This is a genomic window from Streptomyces sp. DSM 42067 (genome assembly GCF_055792885.1).
Window position 1 is genome coordinate 3069056 of the sequence record NZ_CM147706.1, and the last position, 16251, is coordinate 3085306.

A 16251-nucleotide genomic window follows, 5' to 3' on the forward strand; every position below is an offset into this window, starting at 1 on the left:
TGTCAGGCGGTAAGTCGGCGGACGGCGTTCACCAGACCATCGACGTCCTCCGGTGTGGTCGCGAAGGAGGTGACGAAGCGGACGACTCCCGGCTCCCAGCGGTCGTGGTAGAAGGCGTAGCCCTCGGACAGGAGTCCGTCGATGACGTGCTGGGGAAGGCGGCAGAAGACGATGTTGGCCTCGGCCGTGCCGGGGAGGTGGATGTCCGGCAGGGCCTTCAGTCCCTGTTGGAGGCGGGCGGCCATGGCGTTGGCGTGGGTCGCGTTGCACAGCCACAGATCGTCGGCAAGGTAGGCGTCGAGCTGGGCGGCGTGGAAGCGCATCTTGGAGGCGAGCTGGCCGGCGCGCTTGGCGCGGAAGGAGAGTTCGGGGGTGAGGGAGCGGTCGAAGACGACGACGGCGTCGGCGGTCATGGTGCCGTTCTTGGTGGCCCCGAAGGACAGCAGGTCGACGCCGGCCTGCCAGGTCATCTCGGCGGGGGTGCAGCCGAGCGCGGCGACGGCTCCGGCGAAGCGGGCGCCGTCCATGTGGAGGCGCAGGCCCGCCTCCTTGGCGATGGGGCCGAGGGAGTGGAGTTCGTCGAGGGTGTAGACGGCGCCGGTCTCGGTGGCCTGGGTGATACTCACCACGGACGGCTCCACGCTGTGCACGTCCCCCCGCTTGTGCCGGGCATCCGCCCGTAGTGCGTCGGGGTCGATCTTGGCGTCGTCGCCGGGGAGCGGGACGAGCTTGGCGCCCGCGGTGTAGAACTCGGGTGCGCCGCATTCGTCGTTGTTGATGTGGCTGTCGCGGTGGCACAGCACGCTGCCCCAGGGCGGGGTCAGGGCGGCCAGGCTCAGGGCGTTGGCCGCGGAACCGGTGGAGACGAGCAGCACGTCGACGTCGTAGTCGAATATCTCGCACAGGCGGCGCCGGACGTCGGCGGTGATGCTGTCCGCGCCGTAGGGTGCGGCCGGTCCGGATGCGGCCCGGGCCACGGCGTCGATGATCTCGGGAGACGCTCCGGCGACGTTGTCGCTGGTGAAGGCGTGGGCGTAGGGAGTGGTGGTGCTCATGGTGTGGGCGTCTTTCAGCTGACGATGGGCGAGGCGATGACGACGGTGACGTCCGCCGGTTCGGTGTCGGTGCGGTAGATGTGGGGGGCGTCTCCGGCGAAGGCGAGCAGATCGCCCGCCCCCAGCAGGCGCGGGGTGTCGGTGGGTCCGGCGGTCAGCCGGCCCGAGGCGACCAGCAGGTGCTCCACGGTGCCGGTCGCGTGCGGCACGCCCGCCAGCTCGGTGCGGGGAGGCATCCGCAGCCGCCAGATCTCCAGGCTGTGGCCGCTGCTGATCCGCCGGAGCAGTTCCCGGCCGACCTCGTCCTCGGCGAGTTCGGTGCCGGCGACGAACACCGGGCCGGGGTCGGTGTCGCGGGTCAGCAGGTCGGTCAGCGGGATCCTGAGCGCGATCGCGAGCGCGTCCAGCGTCTCGATCGTCGGGTTGCCCTTGCCTGCCTCCAGTTGCGACAGCGTCGCCTTGCTCAGGCCCGCGCGCCGCGCCAGCTCCGAGCCGCTCATCCCTCGCTGTTCACGACGCCGGCGGATCTGCGCCCCCACCGCGGCGGCGGTGCTGCTCGTCGACTGCCCGGGCGGCGGGGTCATCGGAGTGGCCCGTGCGCGGCGGAGTACGACACGCGGATTCGGCCCCGCTTGACCTTCAGCGCGGGCAGGACCAGATCGTGGAGGTCGCCGAGGCTGCGCACGTGGGTTCCGCCGCAGGGTGCGGAGTGCAGGGCACCCAGGGAGACCACGCGCATCCCCTGCTCGTCGACCTGCGCGGTCACCGGCAGGTCCTCGGCGATGGCCGCCTCGACCGTCTTCCGCAGTTCGGCGAGCACCTCCTCCCGGCCCTCGGGCTCGGCCAGCCGAGGATCCGGCTGCGGGGCGGTGAACTCGATGCGCGCCTGGCCGGGGAAGTGGTTGTTCCCGGCCAGCTCCCATCCCTGGGCGCGGCCCGCTGCCTCGACCAGGTGCCCGGCGGTGTGCAGGGCCGCGTGCGTCATCCGCGTCTCCAGGTCGATGCGTGCCCGCACCGGCTGCCCGTCGGTGAAATCCGGCCACCCGCCTTCCTCGGAGGCGGGCACGGCCACGATCAGCCCCGACTGCTCGTCCCGGACGGGGACGACCTCGATCTCCTCCAGCCATCCCCGGTCGGCGGGCTGGCCGCCGCCCTGGGGGTGGAACAGGCAGTGCTCCACGGCCGCCCAGGGCCGCCCCTCCTGGTGCCCCACGGCGATCACCCGTGTATCGGCCTGCTCTGCATAGGTGTCATCGACATAGGTCCTGACCTGCATCACGCTCTCCATAACACTAAACGATGTGTTCACTATAACGAACGCTGGGCGTGTGCACCATGCAATCAAGCGCGGTGCCTGCATCGAGCGTGGGCGTGACCGCTGCGGTCAGGCGGTTCGGCGAGGGATCCGGTGCCTCCTATGGCTTCTTGACGCTGATGTGGGCGGCGAACCAGGCGGCAAAGCTGATCCAGGTGATCAGGAAGATGGCCCGGCCGGGCTCGGTGTGGACGGCGAACCAGGCACGGATGCGTTCGGAGATCGTGTCGCCCGGGGCACCGTTGGTCAGCGCATACACCTCGTAGATGAGGCCGGCAGCCAGCAGTGCAGCCCAGATGATGTTGGCCACTGTCACCACCGCTCGCTTCCTGTCCCGCCGTAGAGATTCAGGGGCATCGTTACGTTCCAAGGCTCTGTACCAGCACGATGACGGCCGACGTGATGGCTGCCAGGACGGAGAGGGTGGGCAGCGGCCAGCGTGTCTTCTCCAGCGAGGTGACCCGGGCCTCGAGGTCGGCGAGATCCTTGTCGGTCTGGTCCGAGCGCTGCACGAGAAGGGCGAGCTGTCCGTCGATGCTGGTCAGTCCCACCTCCAGGAGGCGGCGCAGCTCGGCGAGCGCCAAGGCGACCTCTCCCTCTGGCATACCGGTACTCCTGTCGTGTCGGACGGTGAGTGGGGGCGGGCAGGGGTGTCATGCTGCGGGATCTCGCTTGAACGGGAGCCACGAGGCGGTGCCGAGGCGCCCGATCAGGGTTCCGGCGGTGCTCTTCAACGCGGCGAGGGTGGCCGGCATGGTGGACACTGCCGCCGCGCCCAGCGTGGAGAGGTCGACGAGGCCGGTGGTCTTGGTGGCGATCAGCAGGCCGAGGAAGGATTCGGCGTACGTCATCACGGTGCGTTCGGCGGTGTCGGCCAGGGACTGGGGCAGCGTCACCCTTTTCTCCGCCTTTTCCTCCTCGTCTTCTGCGGTGGTTGTCTGCTGGGGAACCCGGAGCTTGTCCCAGCTGGTCTGGCCCGGGATGCCGTCCGCGTCCGGGCCGCTGTAGCCGCACTTGAGCTGCCAGGCGGCGTACGAGCGGCGGTGCGCAGCGTTCCATGCCGTACCGGGCTTGGTGGGGTAGGTGTTGCAGCCCTCGGCGACCAGGCGCTTGCCCATCGCGGCGATCAGCGGGGACTCGCGGCCGGTACGGAAGTAGTCGGCGCCGGGGAAGGTGGCGTACATCGTCTTGGGCTGCTCGTCGCCATTCTTGTCCGACTCCTTCGGCTTCGTGCTGGACGTCCTCTTCGCCGAGGACGTGGACGACTTCGCGCTACTGGTGAGGTGCTTGGCGACGCGGGCGCGGAACTTGTCCATGTCGATGCCGTGGGGGTCTGGTTTGCCGGGCTGCCACTCCTTGTGGCCGATGACGCTGTGCTCGTTCCAGCCGTGCGCCTCGCAGACCGCGGCGGCGGCGCGCGCCATGGCGTCCAGCTGGGCAGCCGGCCAGGCTTGGCCGGTGCCGGTGTTGATGGCCTCGAAGCCGTAGAAGTGCCGGTTGCCGTCGGTGTCGGCCTCGTTGTCGGCCGGAAGGTCTTCCTTCTCGGCGATGACGGCGAGCAGGACGTCGGTGTCGCCCATGCCAGCGTGGTTGGTACGGCCGTAGCCGACCAGATGGATCGTGCCGGATCGGTCGATGACGCCGTGGCAGAGGGGGCCGGGGAGGTCGTTGTAGCCGGTGCGGCACAGCTCGACCATGTCGTCCTCGGACGAGTAGGCACCGGTGTGGTGGATCATCACCCCGTTCACCGGGCCCCAGTTGCCGTGCTGGTTGCGGTTGTGGGTGCGCCACTTGCCGTGCTCGACCACGCCGAGGCGGGCGTTCTTGAGCACGGACAGGAACTTGTCCGCGGACAGAGGGGTGGCCATCCTCAGTTCACCTTCACCCGGTGCCTTCACGGCAGTTGGCCGTACCCGGGCTGTCCGGGCCGGTCCCTCAGGGAGGTCTGGCGCTGGCTCTTCAAGTGGGCGGAGGGTCGTCCACTGCCGGGCCGAGTCTATCGGCTTCGGGGAACGACTTCCGGCCGCCCGGCGTAAGGCTGATGGGCGAAGGGCTCCACGATCGGAGCCAGCGAGTCCGGGAGATTCCGTGACGGCCGGGCGAACCCGCCTGGATACATCGATTTTGCGTGAATGGGTGGTGCTGGACGCACCACGCCAAGCACGCAAACGGACTGTCCCGGAAGTCATGTTCCCGACAGGAGATGGGCTTGCGTACCGTGTGGCACGAGCCGCCAGGTGCGGCCACGGGGGACTGTGCCACCCGGGGGAGATGCGGCACAGAAACGGGAGGGGAAACATGAGAGGTGCACGAATTCTGTGTGCGACGGGGGCGGCCTTCGCGCTCGCCCTCACTTCTGCGCCGGCCCACGCCTCGCCGGACATTCCGTCAGGTAAGGATCAGTGCGACTCGTCCGCCGCCCACCTTGTCGGGGTATACGGCAACTCTGGGCGCTTCGAGCACGAGGGCCGAACCGTAACCCTCCTGACGGAGAAGGTGGGCGACAACTATGCCGTCGCCCGTGTCTGGAACGTGAAGCGAGGGGACAAGTTCTGGATCGACCGGAGCATCAACGTCTTCTTGATGGGCGACAAGCCAGGTCATCCAGATACGGATGTCGTGGAAGCCAACGGGGCCTGGAAGCAGTGCGGCCCCTTCACGGCGAGCTTGCTGGACGACATCGCGAACTACAGCGTGACCGACGGCGTGAACCTTCAGGCCGATAACCCGTGGAGCTATGCCGTACGGGCGTGTATCCGGCCGGCCGACTCCGACGACTCAAAGTGCGGCGACTGGTATGTGGACCACACCTGACAGGCATGGCCCAAGCTAGGCCGTCTCCGGGTCGTCGAGGCGGCAGTTGGCCCCGTCCAGGCTGATCCAACTGGCCTTGGTGGTACTCCCGGAGGAGAGGCGGAGCAACATCTGCCCGTCGGGGTGAATCTCCAGGTGGAGGGTCTTACGGGCCGCGTCGGAGGCGATCGGGAGGCGGTGCAGAGCGGCGGGGCGGTAGTCCTCCGGCAGGAGGGCGAGGACCGCCTCGTCGCTGGCCTTCTGGTCGGGGATGCTGATCTGGCCGCTGAGGTGCAGGGTGTTCTGTTCAGTGATCCGCATCTGTGGTGCGGGTTCATCGTCGGCGACCGCGGTGTTGCCGGTGAGCGGGAGGTCGCGCCAGGTGGGTGGCTGGATGCGGCGGGCGCGTTCCAGGGCGGTGACGCGGCGGCCCAGGCGGACGAGTTCCTTGGCGAGTTTGCTGATGGTGTCCGGCATGACGGACTTCTACGCCTCCTCGTCGATGTCGTCTGAGTCCTCGGGCTTGGTGGTGCGCTCCAAGGCGAGCGTGATCCGCTCGGGCTCCTCGCTCTGCGACGCGTGCAGGGTCCAGCCGGTGATGCGGTGCCAGCCCTCGTACTCGATGTGCTGCTCGTGGAGACGTACAAGGACGTCGTCGCCGACCGCGAACGAGCCGAGCGGGGCGGATGGGTGGTCAAGGACGTCGAGTTCGGTGAGGTCGGTCAGCGCTTGGCGGGCCAGACGTTCCTTGCGGGCCCGTGCCTGGAGCGCGGAGGCCGTCTTCTCGTTGGTCTCCAAGACGTGTTCCAGGCGCAGGCGGCCGTCACGGGCCGTGTCGACGGTGTTCACACGTTTGCTGCCCTCGCCCGCGCCCAGCGCGATGACGGTCTGCGCGTACGCGTCGGCGTCCTGCACCGCCTGCGGGGTGGAGGCGATGTTGATGCCCGAGGTGAAGCTGATGTCCTCGCGACGGCGGCCGAGGCGGGGTGCGCCGAGGAGGATGCGGTGCTCGGCGCGGTTTCCGCTCCAGGTGACGGCTTCGGTCCACTCCAGACCGTCGTCGATGTCGGCCATTTCGTCGATCACCTCGCCGAGGTTGCGCGCCTCCGTTTTGGCCAGGGCGTAGGGCGTCTTGGAGGTGCCGACGGTCGCCTCGGACTTGGTGTCGTCGACGACGACCTGGAGGTCGCCGTCCGGCTGGTCCTGCAGGTACGCCCATACGTCCCGGATGACCTGGCAGGGGTCGGCGTCGATGTAGGGGCCGCGGCCGTCGAGGTTGCCGTGCAGGTCGTTGCGGCGGTGCGGGTACGAGCCGAAGCCGGCCGATTCGATCGGGTACGCAGCGCCCTGGGGTTCGGCGCGCCAGACCAGTCCGCCCCACAGCAGTTTCCCGTTCCGCTCGGCGTACAGGACGGTGTTGCCCGGGTCGAGGATCTCGGACACGGGGCGCTCAAGGCCGGGCTCGAGGGTGGCGGTCAGGCTGCCGGGGCCGGAGAGCTCCGGGCCGAATTCGACGCCGGTCAGAGGCAGGTTCCAGGACAGGATGTCGCCGGTCAGGGCGTGGGCGGCGATGTAGCGGTAGTCGGGCACCGGGCTCACTCCGGGCTCTCGGTGAAGTCGATGGTCGCCACGATCGCCGTGCCCTTGGCGACGTACGGATTGCCCTTGCCGTACTTCGCGTTCTGGTTCGTCTGCACCGCCAGTCTCTGAGTGGTGCCGCGCAGGGCTGCCGTCAGGGAGTAGGTGTGGGCGAGAGTGCTACTCACGCGGTGGATTGGGCTCTGGTTGTCGTCGACCACCGTCGCCGTCCCCGTCGTACCGCCGAGAACGGGGCGCAGTTCGGCCCAGATGCTGCCGCCCTCGATCCGTAGTCCCGAGACAGTCATCGTGACCACGGCCTGCGTCGCCCAGGACGGGATCTCCACGTCCCAGGCCGCCTCGGCCGGCCAGGACTGCCAGGTGCCTCGTTCCCCGGGGAGCTGCTGCGTGGTGGTCGGATGGGCGGTGTAAGCGCGGTGCTGGTCGCGGGGGTTGGCGAGCTGCCGCAGGTCCGTGATCATTTCGGCGGTGACGGTGCCGGTGTCGCGGGGCAGGGTGATCCGGGCGAGCGGGATCGCGGACATCCCTTCCGGCGCGCTCGTGGTCTCGGCGTCGACGCCCTGGATGACGTGGAAGTAGCCGATATCCCCGCAAGCGGGGTCGCGATCGCCTTCGTACTCGGGGTCCTCGATGCGCAGCACCAGCAGGTCGGTGCGGGCGAACGGGCCGGTCGGCTCGATGTCGACCAGGGCGTCGCCGATGTTGCTCTGGCCGTAGGAGCCCTGCCAGGGGCGGGAGCCGTGGATGATGGCCGAGCCGTCCGCCACGCGCACCCCACAGGCCGGGCGTTGCAGCGGGGAGACCTTCAAGTCGCCTGGCTCAGCGATGCCCTGGCCGCCGCGTACCAGGTCGCGGATGAGCAGGCGTGCGGCGCGGGCCGGATGCCGGGCGCCGTGGACCATCAGCGGGGGCTGCTGAAGCGTCAACTCCCTCTCCTTCACAGGGTGGTGTAGGCCGAGCGCCACGACATGTCGAGGCGGCTGGTTCCCGTGGGATCGGTGCCGCTCCAGGCGACCTCGGAACGGCCGGGCGGGATGACGAAGCGGTCGAGTCGGGAGGCCGGGCTGAGCGCGTTGGCGGCGTTCGTGCGGCCGTTGCGCCTGACCCAGCGGGTACCGGGCCGGGTTTCGATGTCGATGTACTCGCCGGAACGGAGCGTCACATCCAGTTCCAGGGCCTGGCCGGTGGCCGTGTTCCAGACCTTCGGGTCCACGACCGGGCCGTTGATCCGCAGGCTCGGCCAGGCGGCCGCGTCACCGTCGCTGACGATCCGGCCAGGGCGCGCGGCCTGGTCCAGGCCGAGGCTGAGGCAGGTAGCGGTGTCGGCGTGGAAGAGTGGGTCCATCGCCACAAACTCGATGTCGAGGGGGATCCAGCCGTGCACGGCGCTGGCGGTGCTGGTGGCCTCCATGCGTCGGATCCGCCCGTACAGGCGGCGGGTCTGGTGGCCGGGCCAGCGGGCCCGCAGCACACTCAGCCTCCCGGTGCTGGTGCGCACGCCCTCCGCCCGAGCCGCGGCCTGGAGTCGGGTGAGGACGTGGGCCGCGGCGGCGGGATCGCCGGGGGTCTTGATGCCGGCCTCGATGCGTACCGTGCGCGGGCCGTAGAAGTCGATGCCGGGCAGCGTGCCGTCCCCGATGGGGTTATCCACATCCTGTGGACGCACGTCCGGGGCACCGAGTCCTTCCAGCTCGCCGATGGGAATCGGTGTGCCGGGGCCGAGGAGGGCGAGGCTGCCGATCTCGACCTGCCAGTCGGCGAGTGCGCGGTCGTCGTTGGATGCGGTGGTGTTGGGGGTGGTTGTGGGGGTCATCGGATCCTCCCGCCGCGTTGGGCGTTGCGCAGGCGGCGCATCATCTCGGTGCCGATCTGTTCGGGGGTGGCGCTGCTGTCGTGGACGGTGACGGGCATGGTGCCGATCAGCGGCTGCTGTTCGCGTACGACGACGACCTGCACGCCGCGGCCTGCGCGGGCATCCACCCGGGCGGTGGCCGAGAAGGTGTCGGCGGCGGGGCGGATCTCGAAGCGGCGGACGATGTCGGCCAGACTTCGGGCCATGGTGGCGCCGCGGGCGGCCGCGGTGATCGGGGCCGTGGGATCGGTGACCGTACGGCCGGTGGTGCCGCCGTCGGCGAACCACTGCACCTTCCCGTCGAAGCGTCGTACGACCTCTTGCACGATCTGTTTGCTGCGCTGCCGCTTGCCGGGCGCGAGCGGTACATACGCCTCGCCGCCCGTTTCCGGTTCACCCCAGACCCGCCATGAGCCGGCCGGGGCGATCTGCGCGACGTGCTGCTCGGTGGGGCGTCGCAGCCCACCCTGGGCGTAGTAGTCGATCACCCCGCCCTTCGCCTGCCCGAACTGGAAGGGAACGAGGTTCTTGCTGGCGTCCGCGATGTCCTGCTGCGCCTGCTGGATTTGCACGGAGATGGGGAGGGTCTTGCCTTTCAGCGCGTTGATGCGCTGCTGGATCTGGTCCGCCGCGGTCTTCGCCTGCTTGGTGGGGACGGTGATCTTGACGTTCTTGCTGCCGGGAACGTCCTTGATCCGGAAGCCGAGGGCCGCGAGCTCCTTGCGGGCCGCCGCCGTCGGCGCCTTGACCGTGATCGTCTTCGCGCCCGGCGTCGCCCGGATCTGCTTCTGGACCGCCTGGAGGCTGCTGATCGCAGCCGCGGTCGCCGCCGAAACGGTCACCTTCTTCGAACTCGGAGTCTTCCCCAGGTCGGCGATGAGCTCCGCCAGGCTCTTGCGCGCCGTGTCGGTAGGGGCGGTGATCTTGATCTGCCGCGTTCCGGCGACGGTCTCCACCGTGAAGCCGAGTTCCCTCAGCTTCTTCTGGGCGCCCTCGCTGACCGAGTCCACCTTGATGGTCTTCTTCTCCGGGAAACGGTCGAACTCCGCCTGCACCGCGAGGAGGTTGGCGAGGGTCGAGTCCATCCCCTCGGTCTGAAGGAGCAGGGACACCTTCGAGGGCAGCAGACCGAGGCTGTCGGCGACCTTCTCCGCCTCGCTCCTCGTCAGCCCGTATCCGCGCGCGGCCTTGATCGCTTCCTCCCGGGCCCGGGCCATCTCGGCCTGCGCCCTCGCCAGGGCGACGGGGAGTTCCTCACCGTTCTGCTGCGCCAACGAGTAGATCGCCGTCGATGCCTCGGCCGCGGCATCCGACAGCGACGTCATCTGGGTGTAGAGCTGCTGGCCGTTGCGGGTGGTGGTGTTGAGCGTCTTGTCCTTGTTGACCAGCTGCCCGCCGCCGTAGCCGTCGTCGCGGTTGACGTTCTGGGCCGAGTCGTTGATGTCGAGGACGGCCGCGTTGACCCGCGCCTTCGCAGCCTGCAGGGAGACCTGTCCGCCGGAGAGCAGGTCGAGGGCGTCCTTGAGGGCGCGGGTGCGCTGGTCGGCGTCGGCGGTCTCGTCGGCAAGGTCGCCGGCCGCGGTCTTCAGCCGGTCGTACGCCGAGGTGCCGGCACCCGTGCCGCGCTGCGCCTCGGCGAGTTCCTTGGCGCGCTTGACCGACTCGCCCATCTCGCCCTTGACCCGGCCAAGTTCGTCAGCGGCGTCCTTCGCCTGGCGGCCGACCACGTCGTAGCCCTGCCAGGTGTCGCCGTACTCGTTGGTCTGCCACACGTCGCCATGGGCGGCGGCGACCGACTGCAGCTGCCGCTGGAGGGTCCCCAGGGAGGTGCCCTGGCCGAGGTAGGCGTCGGTCAGCTGGGACAGGGAGACGCCCGCGTTCTTCATGACGTCCACCAGCCGCTGCTTGCCGTCAGCGGTCTTTGCGTCCATCAGGATCTGCGCGGCCTGGGCGCGGACGTTCTGGTCGATGACCCCGTTGGAGTCGCGCAGGGCCTGGGTGAGGTTGGCGATGCGCTGCTCGTGTTCGGCCGCGGCCCGGGCGGCACGCTGCTGGACGGAGGTGTAGATGCCCAGTCCGATGGAGGCTGCGGCCAGCGCCGCGCCCCACGGGCCGCCGAGAGCGTTCACCAGGCCGCGGCCTGCCGAGGCGACGGCCGAGCCGGCCGCGCGGCCCACCCCGTTGAGGGTGCCGATGAAGGTGGCCCCCTGGCCGTTCGCCGTACGGAAGGCAGCGGTCATCTGCCCCAGGAAGCCGACCCGTGCCTGGAGCGTGGCCCAGGCCGCCCCGTACCGGGTCAGCGATACTCCGGCCGTCGCCGCCAGCGCCCGCTGGACCTGCATCTGCTGGGCGAAGCCCTGGAACGCGCCGCGCACCGGACCGGTGACCGTGGTCGCCAGGCCGGTCAGCGCGGGGCGCATCCGCGTGAACAGCAGCAGCGCCAGGGCCGCGGACTGGATCGGCCCCGGCAATGCGGCGAAGGCGTCGACGATCCCGCCGACGAGGTGGCCGACCGGCACGAGCACCACCGAGAGACCGGCGACCGCGTCTAGAACCAGGTTCGCGGAGGTAGCCAGGACGTCGAGCGTTCCCGCGGCCCCGCCGGAGTCCTCGCCCAGCCCGGCCAGGGACGAGGCCACCGGCTCCACGCCGCCGACGAGGTTGCCGAGCACGTCGCCGAAGGTCTCCGCCACATTGATCAACAGGTTCAGCCCGGTGGCCAGGGCGTCCTCGCCGAGTTCCCGCAGCGGTCCGAGCAGCGCTTTAGCTTCGTCGATCAGGCCGCCCAGGCCCTGGGCGGCCTCGCGCTTGAGGTCCGGGCCGAAGATCGTGGCGAGGTCGTTGCCGTACTCCAGCGCCGCCGTCAGGTGCGGGGTCGCCCCGGCGAGGCCGCGGGTGAGGAGCCGTACGACGTACTCAAGCCCCGGGGCCATCCCCTCATACAGGGCGATGCCGGTCTGGCGTGCCTGGGTGTTGAGCTGCACCATCGCACCGGACAGGCCCTCGCCGCGGGCTGCGGTGATGTCGGCCGCAGCGCCGGTCTGCCGCACGGCGAGGGACAGGGCGTCGAAGGAGGCGGTGCCCTGGTGGGCCATCGCGATTGCGCCGGACATCGCGGGCTTGCCGAAGGCTTCCTTCACCGCGCCCGTGAAGTCCTGCTGCGACATGGTGTGCTGGGCCTTCGACAAGCCCTCGATCACGGTGCGCAGGCCGCGGAAGTTGCCCTGGGCATCCCACGCCTCGATGCCGAGCCGCCGAAGCGCGCTGATCATCTGCGGAGTCGGGGCGGCGAGGTTGGCCATCATCCCGCGCAGCGAGGTGCCGGCGGTCTGGCCGAGGATGCCCGCCTTGCCGAGCATGCCGACCGCGGCGGCCGCATCCTCCATCGAGACGCCGAGGCCGGCGGCGACCGGCCCGGCGTACCGCATCGCGTAGTAGATGTCGATGATGCCGCCGGAGGCGTTGTTCGCGGTGGCGGCCAGGATGTCGGAGGCACGGGCGGCCTGGTCGGCGCCCAGGCCGAACTGGTCCATGATGTCGCCGAGGTACTTCGCGGAGTCCGCGGCGTTCACATCTGCTGCGGCCGACAGCTGGAGGGAGGCGCGGACCGCGTCAATGGACTGGTCGGTGCGGAAGCCCGCCTTCGCCAGCTCGACCATCGCCTCCGCAGCATCGGCGGCCGTCGCGCTCGGCAGGCTCAGGTCGTTGCCGAGCTGCTGCGCCATCCAGGCCGCGCGCTGCATCTGGGTGGCGGTGGCCGAGGTGACCGCGCGGAATACGTTCATCTGCCGCTGGTAGCGGTTGCCGTCCTCCATCGCCTGCCCGGCACCGAGGGCCAGTCCGGTCACCGCCGCGACCCCGGTCATGCCGGAGGAACCGCGGCTGAGCGTGGCCATGGCCCGCTCCAGCTGCCGCAGCGAGGTCACGCCATCCCGGCCGGCCGCGCGCAGGCGCGTACGCATCGAACCCGCGCGCGTGGCGATGGTGCTGAGACCCGCGGCAGCGCGGCGCGAGCTGGTGCCGAGCGTGGTGAACTGCCTGGACGTATGTGTGCTGGTGGAGGTGAGTCGGGCGAGCGCGCGATTGGCGGCCGCGGTGCGGTCTGCCAGCGTGCGCGCCTCGCGGGAGGCCGCGCGCAAGCCACGGATCAGGCCGTTGACCTCGGCCCGCATCTGGACCGTCATCACGTACCCGCTCATGCGTCGCCACCGCCGTGCAGCCATACGTGCTCAGCACGAGGTAGCAGCTGGATCTTCACGCCGTACCCGGCGCGGCCGTCCGGGACCTGGTCGCGTTCCTGCTCGATCACCTCGCAGCCGGGGCAGCGAACGGTGTCCGGGACGTACGCGTGCGGATCGCCGCCCTGCTGCGGGTCCCACTCCTCCAGCCGCGTACGACACTCCGGGCACAGGCTGTGCTGCCAGGACCGCCAGGCCAGAGCCTTCGCACGGTCCAGTTCCGACCAACGGCCATCCCCGCCCAGGAAGCGCGAATGGGGGATGCCCCAGCGGTCACAAAGCTCCAGCTCGGCCCGCAGCCGCCCATCCGCGCTCAGCCTTTTCCCACATCGGCCCGGCTGACCTGCTGTACCTGCCAGGCCGCCTCCCACAGCGCGTTCGCATCCGCGGCCGACCACGAGCCGAGCAGTTCCGCGGCCTCCGCCTCGCTCATCCCGTCGACGGAGGAGGCGGCCACCAATGCGGCCGGGAAGGTGTCCGGGTTGAACGCCGCGCCCTCCGCCGCCTGTTCGTCGGTCGGCGGATGCTGGCCGAGCAGCTCCTCCATCACCGGGCGGGGCAGGGCCCGGAAGGTGAGGACGATCGAGGCGGCATCCAGGGCCGCTCGGGCGGCGGCCTGCTGCTCTGCGGTCTCGGTGACGCGTTTCGCGAGGTCTTCGTCGTCGGGGTTGGCGTTGGCCAGGTATCGCGTGCCCTCGGCGGCCTGTTCTGCACGGGCATCGGCCCTGCGCAGCTCGTCGTCGTCACAGATCCGTACGGTGTGCTGCGGCAGCGGACGCTCCCGCAGCCGCTGCATCTTCTCTGCCCACAGATCCTCGGCAGGCTCCGTACCGGCCACCTCACTGGCCGCCGTGATCGGTCACCGCCGCGGCGGCGACGACCGCGATGTCCACGTGCTCGTCGTCCTCGCAGTCCCCGTCCTCGGCTGGCGCCGGGAGCGTCTTCGGGGTGGCCGGCGGGACCGCGACATCCAGCGCGGGCGGCGCGGTGATCGTGTAGGAGACCTGGAACTTCGCCGCCTCATTTCCGGTGCTGTACTGCGCCGACCGCGAGGCGACCTGCACCGGGAAGACATCGACCGACTTCGAGCCCGGCACATCGCCCTTGCGCAGGAACACCACCCAGCCCTTCGCGCCCTTGGGCAGCAGCTGCTCGACCGCGTCGTTGACCTTGTCCTCGTAGAAGGTGAACGACGAATCCTCCGCCTTGTCCTCACCCGGGATGGAGCTGGTGAACGTCGACGCCATGTCCGGCGTCTCGATCGCCTCGTTGGTCAGCGCCCACCCCTCGACGTCAGAGATAGCCTCCGACAGCTCGGTCGCGTTGGGCTCGGACAGCTCCGCGCGCGTCGGACTCTTGGACTCGGCGCTGATCTCCCTCAGCCAGAAGATCTTGGTGATACCGCGCCGCATGAAACGCTGCTGGGACATGGGGGCTGCTCCCGCTTCTGGGGCAGCAACTCGCAGCGAATCACCGCCCCTTTAAGGTCCAGAGGGGACCGCCGGGCCAGCAGGTGGGCCGGGCGTCCGCGAGGACCTCCGCGGTAAGGAGAAGCTCAGGCAGGGCTCACAGTGATCGCGAACCGCTGTACGTAGGTAACGATATCGCCCTGCGAACCGTCAACCGGATCCCCGCCCGCATCGGCAGTCAACTCCCGGTCTACCACTGCCATTCCGAGCACGCCCAGTTCCCAGCACCAGCGCCCGTCCGCGCGATCGACGACCACCGCGCGCACCCGGTCGGCGAGCCACTGCACCTGATCGGCTCGCTCGCCCACGCTCGTGACCTGGTACGTCCACACCGCATCCGCATGCCAGTCCGCGAGCGGCGGCCCAGAGAACTCCCCGGCCAGACTGTCGAGGATCGCGTACGGAAACGCCACAGGCCCACCATCGGCAGCCCGAGGCAGCACCCCCAGCCCACACGGCCGCCCCGTCCCCGCCGCCAGTACCTCGACGAGCGCCCGAGTCAGCGGCAGCCTTGGCAGACTCACCCCAACACCCCCTTCTCCAAGGCATCGAGATAGCCAGGCTCGGTCTGCCGGAAGGCAGGCTCGATATGCGGATACGGCGGCTGCCGATACTGCCGGCCAATCCGGTCCACCCCGACGAACCCGTACTCCAACCGCCGCGACTGCGGCGCCTCCGTGAACACCACCGCCGTCACCCGGCCCCCGCTGACCGTGACCTTCACATCCCACGACGCCCGGTACTGCCCCGTGATGACGTTGGGGCCCGGCCGTCCCGAGGCGTTCCGCTGAATCCGCGCCCGCAACAACATCGCGTGATGCCGCGAGATCGCCCTCGTCCGTGCCCGCACCGCGGGGACCATCCGGGCCAGCGAGGTGGCCAGTGCGATCGGGTCACGGAAGGCGGCAGCGTCGGGATGGGCGTTCGGATGTGGGTTCACCGGCGTCGTCACCGGCGGAGCCTAATGACTCCGCGACTGGGACACCGCCCGTCAATCGACTTCACCGGACCCCGGACGGCATCGCGCACCGAGCAACTGCAATCGAACTATTCGCACCACCACAAAGGAGCTTGAACCAACTCCGGTAACCCGAAAGCGGGAACCTGAGAGCTGGGCATCCCGAGCCGAATCCGCCACCACAAGAAGGTCACCGGCCTGTACGCGGGGCACGCTGAGGGGCAGCATGCCCTGATACGCAGAGTCGAAGGGCAGCTTCGCCATCGCACCGTCCAGTGGTGGTGAGCCGGTCGGCAGTCCGGACAGGAGCACCGCTCCCGCTCCCTCCCAGACCAGTGAGGCCCCGGCCGGGGCGGGAGTCAGCACCCCAGACTCCTCATCGAGCACGTCATCGGCCTCCCCTTGGGGGTCACGCCACAGCTGCAGGGAGTCCTCAAGGAGGTCCTCCACCGCCCGTCGCACTCCGGAGAGATCAAGCCCCACGGGCCCACTCCGCCAACTGCCGCATCACTGCCGCGGTTCCACCACCTGGCACGCTCTCTAGGTCAGCGCGAGCGAGCGCCGCTCTCTCCACCTCGACAGGGTCCATGGCCTCAAGGAACTCGGCGGCTGCAGGGCCGGGCTCCGGCGGTACCCCGATCTGCACGCGGGCCAGCAGATCCAGGACAGCCGGGCGTGCTTTCGCCGACGCGAGCTGCAGCACGACGACAGGCAGCTGGTCGGGCTCCGCGTGCACATCGACGGACGTCACGAGGTCGCTCACGTCGTTCCCGTCCACGACGACCGCGGGAGAGCGGCCGTCCATGGTCATCTGAAACCGGTTCGGCATGGTCATCGGCGGAGCCTAATTCCATGCCCCGAGAGGTCAACAACCTGCGCCCACGCCCCACGCCGCGTACGATCAACTTCCCGCTTTATACGCCGAGTTGTATCCGTCGCGAGCCCATGAAGGTCGATGGCCAATGGCTGACT

General features: G+C 69.7%; 17 protein-coding genes and 1 pseudogene. 1 reads left to right on the forward strand and 17 read right to left on the reverse strand.

Going from position 1 to position 16251, the window contains the following annotated elements:
- Positions 1-2 precede the first annotated feature (2 nt).
- The 6 genes and pseudogenes from ACSMXV_RS14295 to ACSMXV_RS14320 all read right to left on the reverse strand — a co-directional run.
- The gene (locus ACSMXV_RS14295; RefSeq protein ID WP_473178005.1) at positions 3-1055 is read right to left on the reverse strand and encodes a threonine aldolase family protein; all 1053 of its coding nucleotides are present in this window, start codon (positions 1053-1055) and stop codon (positions 3-5) included.
- A 14-nt stretch (positions 1056-1069) separates the two neighbouring features.
- A complete protein-coding gene (locus ACSMXV_RS14300; RefSeq protein ID WP_473178006.1) occupies positions 1070-1639 on the reverse strand; it encodes a helix-turn-helix domain-containing protein in 570 nt (189 codons plus the stop codon).
- Positions 1636-2331 carry an alanyl-tRNA editing protein gene (locus ACSMXV_RS14305; protein WP_473178007.1) on the reverse strand — a complete coding sequence of 232 codons (696 nt, stop codon included), beginning with the start codon at positions 2329-2331 and terminating at the stop codon, positions 1636-1638. Before ACSMXV_RS14305 ends, ACSMXV_RS14300 begins: the two co-directional genes overlap by 4 nt.
- A gap of 139 nt (positions 2332-2470) precedes the next feature.
- Positions 2471-2689 carry a DUF7427 family protein gene (locus tag ACSMXV_RS14310; RefSeq protein WP_473178008.1) on the reverse strand — a complete coding sequence of 73 codons (219 nt, stop codon included), beginning with the start codon at positions 2687-2689 and terminating at the stop codon, positions 2471-2473.
- Positions 2690-2729: 40 nt separating this feature from the next.
- Positions 2730-2975 (reverse strand): hypothetical protein, encoded by a 246-nt coding sequence (locus tag ACSMXV_RS14315; RefSeq protein ID WP_473178009.1) that lies wholly within the window; start codon positions 2973-2975, stop codon positions 2730-2732.
- A 339-nt stretch (positions 2976-3314) separates the two neighbouring features.
- Positions 3315-4238, reverse strand: a pseudogene (locus ACSMXV_RS14320) (peptidoglycan-binding protein); the annotation flags it as partial.
- Positions 4239-4866: 628 nt separating this feature from the next.
- On the opposite strand from ACSMXV_RS14320, the gene ACSMXV_RS14325 reads away from it, so the two are divergent.
- Positions 4867-5184, forward strand: a complete 318-nt coding sequence (locus ACSMXV_RS14325; RefSeq protein WP_473178010.1) for a hypothetical protein — start codon at positions 4867-4869, stop codon at positions 5182-5184.
- 15 nt (positions 5185-5199) lie between these two features.
- Here the strand turns inward: ACSMXV_RS14325 and ACSMXV_RS14330 are convergent, their stop codons facing one another.
- The 11 genes from ACSMXV_RS14330 to ACSMXV_RS14380 form a co-directional block, all read right to left on the reverse strand.
- Entirely contained in the window at positions 5200-5640 is a 441-nt protein-coding gene (locus tag ACSMXV_RS14330) for a hypothetical protein (protein WP_473178011.1), read from the reverse strand.
- Positions 5641-5649: 9 nt separating this feature from the next.
- The gene (locus ACSMXV_RS14335) at positions 5650-6762 is read right to left on the reverse strand and encodes a hypothetical protein (protein ID WP_473178012.1); all 1113 of its coding nucleotides are present in this window, start codon (positions 6760-6762) and stop codon (positions 5650-5652) included.
- Positions 6759-7688 (reverse strand): hypothetical protein, encoded by a 930-nt coding sequence (locus ACSMXV_RS14340; protein ID WP_473178013.1) that lies wholly within the window; start codon positions 7686-7688, stop codon positions 6759-6761. Before ACSMXV_RS14340 ends, ACSMXV_RS14335 begins: the two co-directional genes overlap by 4 nt.
- An 11-nt stretch (positions 7689-7699) precedes the next feature.
- Positions 7700-8575: a phage distal tail protein gene (locus tag ACSMXV_RS14345; protein ID WP_473178014.1), complete on the reverse strand. Its 876-nt coding sequence runs from the start codon at positions 8573-8575 to the stop codon at positions 7700-7702.
- Positions 8572-12813, reverse strand: coding sequence for a phage tail tape measure protein (locus ACSMXV_RS14350; protein WP_473178015.1), 4242 nt, complete (start codon positions 12811-12813; stop codon positions 8572-8574). The genes ACSMXV_RS14345 and ACSMXV_RS14350 overlap by 4 nt, the downstream gene beginning before the upstream one ends.
- 352 nt (positions 12814-13165) lie before the next feature.
- Entirely contained in the window at positions 13166-13690 is a 525-nt protein-coding gene (locus ACSMXV_RS14355) for a hypothetical protein (RefSeq protein WP_473178016.1), read from the reverse strand.
- A gap of 1 nt (position 13691) precedes the next feature.
- Entirely contained in the window at positions 13692-14282 is a 591-nt protein-coding gene (locus ACSMXV_RS14360; RefSeq protein WP_473178017.1) for a phage tail tube protein, read from the reverse strand.
- Between the two features lie 125 nt (positions 14283-14407).
- Positions 14408-14734, reverse strand: a complete 327-nt coding sequence (locus tag ACSMXV_RS14365; RefSeq protein ID WP_473178018.1) for a hypothetical protein — start codon at positions 14732-14734, stop codon at positions 14408-14410.
- 107 nt (positions 14735-14841) lie between these two features.
- Positions 14842-15273 (reverse strand): HK97 gp10 family phage protein, encoded by a 432-nt coding sequence (locus tag ACSMXV_RS14370; protein WP_473178019.1) that lies wholly within the window; start codon positions 15271-15273, stop codon positions 14842-14844.
- Positions 15274-15312: 39 nt separating this feature from the next.
- Entirely contained in the window at positions 15313-15762 is a 450-nt protein-coding gene (locus tag ACSMXV_RS14375; RefSeq protein WP_473178020.1) for a DUF6093 family protein, read from the reverse strand.
- Positions 15752-16114 (reverse strand): hypothetical protein, encoded by a 363-nt coding sequence (locus tag ACSMXV_RS14380; protein WP_473178021.1) that lies wholly within the window; start codon positions 16112-16114, stop codon positions 15752-15754. Before ACSMXV_RS14380 ends, ACSMXV_RS14375 begins: the two co-directional genes overlap by 11 nt.
- Between the last annotated feature and the right edge of the window lie 137 nt (positions 16115-16251).

What these genes read in the sequence shown, in the direction of transcription:
- ACSMXV_RS14295 (WP_473178005.1), bottom strand. Translation starts at nt 1,055, where the DNA reads ATGAGCACCACCACTCCCTACGCCCACGCCTTCACCAGCGACAACGTC.
- ACSMXV_RS14300 (WP_473178006.1), bottom strand. Translation starts at nt 1,639, where the DNA reads ATGACCCCGCCGCCCGGGCAGTCGACGAGCAGCACCGCCGCCGCGGTG.
- ACSMXV_RS14305 (WP_473178007.1), bottom strand. Translation starts at nt 2,331, where the DNA reads ATGCAGGTCAGGACCTATGTCGATGACACCTATGCAGAGCAGGCCGAT.
- ACSMXV_RS14315 (WP_473178009.1), bottom strand. Translation starts at nt 2,975, where the DNA reads ATGCCAGAGGGAGAGGTCGCCTTGGCGCTCGCCGAGCTGCGCCGCCTC.
- ACSMXV_RS14330 (WP_473178011.1), bottom strand. Translation starts at nt 5,640, where the DNA reads ATGCCGGACACCATCAGCAAACTCGCCAAGGAACTCGTCCGCCTGGGC.
- ACSMXV_RS14345 (WP_473178014.1), bottom strand. Translation starts at nt 8,575, where the DNA reads ATGACCCCCACAACCACCCCCAACACCACCGCATCCAACGACGACCGC.
- ACSMXV_RS14350 (WP_473178015.1), bottom strand. Translation starts at nt 12,813, where the DNA reads ATGAGCGGGTACGTGATGACGGTCCAGATGCGGGCCGAGGTCAACGGC.
- ACSMXV_RS14360 (WP_473178017.1), bottom strand. Translation starts at nt 14,282, where the DNA reads ATGTCCCAGCAGCGTTTCATGCGGCGCGGTATCACCAAGATCTTCTGG.
- ACSMXV_RS14380 (WP_473178021.1), bottom strand. Translation starts at nt 16,114, where the DNA reads ATGACCATGCCGAACCGGTTTCAGATGACCATGGACGGCCGCTCTCCC.